The 2,287-nt window shown below is 55.7% G+C and carries 4 protein-coding genes; all 4 read left to right on the top strand.

The features are described from left to right. Positions 1-977 (top strand): hypothetical protein (locus tag ACXJ7R_RS30420; protein ID WP_457155050.1); only part of this gene is annotated, 977 nt, incomplete at its 5' end. A 17-nt stretch (positions 978-994) separates the two neighbouring features. After that, positions 995-1,291 carry an HNH endonuclease signature motif containing protein gene (locus ACXJ7R_RS30415; protein WP_457155049.1) on the top strand — a complete coding sequence of 99 codons (297 nt, stop codon included), beginning with the start codon at positions 995-997 and terminating at the stop codon, positions 1,289-1,291. A gap of 8 nt (positions 1,292-1,299) precedes the next feature. Then, a complete protein-coding gene (locus ACXJ7R_RS30410; protein ID WP_457155048.1) occupies positions 1,300-1,614 on the top strand; it encodes a hypothetical protein in 315 nt (104 codons plus the stop codon). A gap of 180 nt (positions 1,615-1,794) precedes the next feature. Further along, positions 1,795-2,268: a hypothetical protein gene (locus ACXJ7R_RS30405; RefSeq protein WP_457155047.1), complete on the top strand. Its 474-nt coding sequence runs from the start codon at positions 1,795-1,797 to the stop codon at positions 2,266-2,268. Positions 2,269-2,287 lie beyond the last annotated feature (19 nt).

Genomic DNA, 2,287 nt, shown 5'->3' with positions numbered 1-2,287 from the left:
ACGTCAGCCAGATGTTCCCGGGGCCGGCCCCCGACTGGAGCAAGGTCTCGACGCCTGAGGATTTCCAGGCTGCCGTGACTTGGGCCCTCGCTGCGCAGCAAGAGTTGGGTTTCGACAGAAAACTTCCCCTGCCCCGGGCAGTTTCGAGCCAACGAGCCACGCAATACATCGACCCAAGCGTTCCGTTCGAGAAGCGTTTTGCGGAGTTGAGTGCGATTGTCCTGGCGGTTCGCGACCCGGGCGCGCGCAAGGCGGTGGCTGAACAGATTTCCTTGGCGGCGCAAGCCCAATGGCGAGCCAGGGCGGCCCAGGATTCGAACATCACGCCAGAGTTGTTGGAAGCCCAGCTTGCCGAGCTGAAGAACGGACTGGCCTGGATCGGCGAACATCCGGCCCGAGCCCAGTACAGCACCATGCCGCTGTTGCAGCAGTTCGGCTTGGCATTCGGGGATGTCGGTCGCCTCACCGCTAAGGGCGGGACCGCCGGCGGTGCGGACGCGATCTCCGCCGGGCTCGATTCCGCTTTGTCGGGTGGGAGCTACGAGGACCTTCTCAAAAAGGAGCAGACCCGGACCGAGGATGCCGAGGACCGGGCCGGCTCAGCCCGTTGGGCGGCAGAGGCCCTCGGCGCCGGCTTGACCGGATATGGCCTGGCGAAGGGCGTAACCGCTTTGCTGGGCTGGGCAGGGATTGGCGAACCGCCGCTGGGGGCGCGGCGGGTGGCGCTTACGGCGGCGCATCCGCCTACAACACTGGCGGGAGTATCCCCCGGGGGATTGCCAATGGCGCGCTTTGGGGTGCCAGCGGCAATGTCCTTGCCGAAGGGCTTAGTGCAATTGGCAGCCAGGTGTTGGCAAGGCTCGCCGAGCGCTCCAGCATTGCTAAACCCGATATCGCTCCGGATAATGGGCCGGGCTCTATCTCGACAACTAGTACAGAAGAGATTCCGGTTTCGACTGGCAAGGCAGACGAAATAAGGAGGCCGTATGCACATTTGGAGGATCCTCCCAACGTTGCTCCAGGCAACAAACCAACAAAGAAGCAGAGAATAGCCATATTTAAGGAAAACATGAAAATCAACGGTGGTTATCTAAGATCAGATAAGAGCGGAATAGAGGTAACTGCACCAAATCAAAGTAGGAGAGGTGTCACTCCTCCCAAAAATGAAGCGCATATTGATCACATAGATCCAGTTAATCCTGCCGACAAGACGAAATCACCTGGATCAAATAGCTACAAAAATCTCCAGATTCTCGCCAGGTTTGAGAATTTGGACAAATCAAACAAATAGGTAATGAGATGGGCAGCTGGAAGTTCAAAGACAAAAAAAATTTGGCCGTCATATCTACTCGGAAAGTATTCAGTAGTGCAGGTTGGATTGCGTATGTATCACATGATGACGATGACGAGTCGTGGCAATTCTATGGAAGTGAGGCTGAGATTGATCAAGATGACCTAATTTTGGTGGCCTTGGTCGAGGTGGTAGAGCTTGATCAAACTGTTGCGCAGTTGGCGGATTTGCCGTTGGGCTGGCATGCTTGGCGCGATACAAAAACCTCGCCGTGGAAGCGTGCCAAGATGCCTGATGAGCCGAAAGAATCGGAGCTGAGTTAGTTTCGTCTTATGGACGTTTCCCATGAGGTACCGCTGGCCGATGGTGGGGGGAGATCACGTATTGAATGTGAAGCCTCGTTTCCGGGACGACCATATTAGGCATCATCAAGATGCTGCAGATTTTGCGCGCTGGGCTGAGAGGCGATGGCGCAAGAAGAACTTGATTGGTGGAGACGGAGTATGAATGCAATCGCCCCAGATCTCAGCAAGGTCAGTCGTTTGCCGCTTGCGGCGGAAGATCCGGACTCGGACGATAATTTTGACGCTGCCCTTGGCGAGGCCCGTGAATACATTAAATTTTTTGAGTGGGGGAAGAATATCAAGACGGAGTATTTTGGATATGGTGCCGAGGGCATAGTATACATTTTTCTCTTCGAGATTTTGCCTGGAAGGTCAGATGTACCCGCATGGATATGGGTGATCGTGGGTGATGTGCCTCCAGCTTACATGCCAGGCGACGACGTCAGAACTCCGTATGAGGCGCTGGATGGATACATTGGCGCCATGGAAGAATGGGTTGAAGCCGCTCGGAAGCGGAAGTCCGTTGCGAAGCTGATTCCTGTCAATGTTCCGGCGAATCCCGCCAACGCGGAAATGTTGGGTAGGCGTCTCAAATTCCTGGACGAAAAGGTTCTGCCGCTGCTTCAAGAGTGATCTGTGGTGGCTCGTCGGC

The sequence above is a fragment of the Mesorhizobium sp. P5_C1 genome, from assembly GCF_054049815.1.
The sequence above is the reverse complement of the archived record's forward strand: the minus strand, read 5'-3'. Positions and strand labels throughout refer to the sequence as shown.

Excerpts from the sequence above, each read along its gene's own strand:
- ACXJ7R_RS30410 (WP_457155048.1), top strand. The coding sequence starts at position 1,300 with ATGGGCAGCTGGAAGTTCAAAGACAAAAAAAATTTGGCCGTCATATCT.
- ACXJ7R_RS30405 (WP_457155047.1), top strand. The coding sequence starts at position 1,795 with ATGAATGCAATCGCCCCAGATCTCAGCAAGGTCAGTCGTTTGCCGCTT.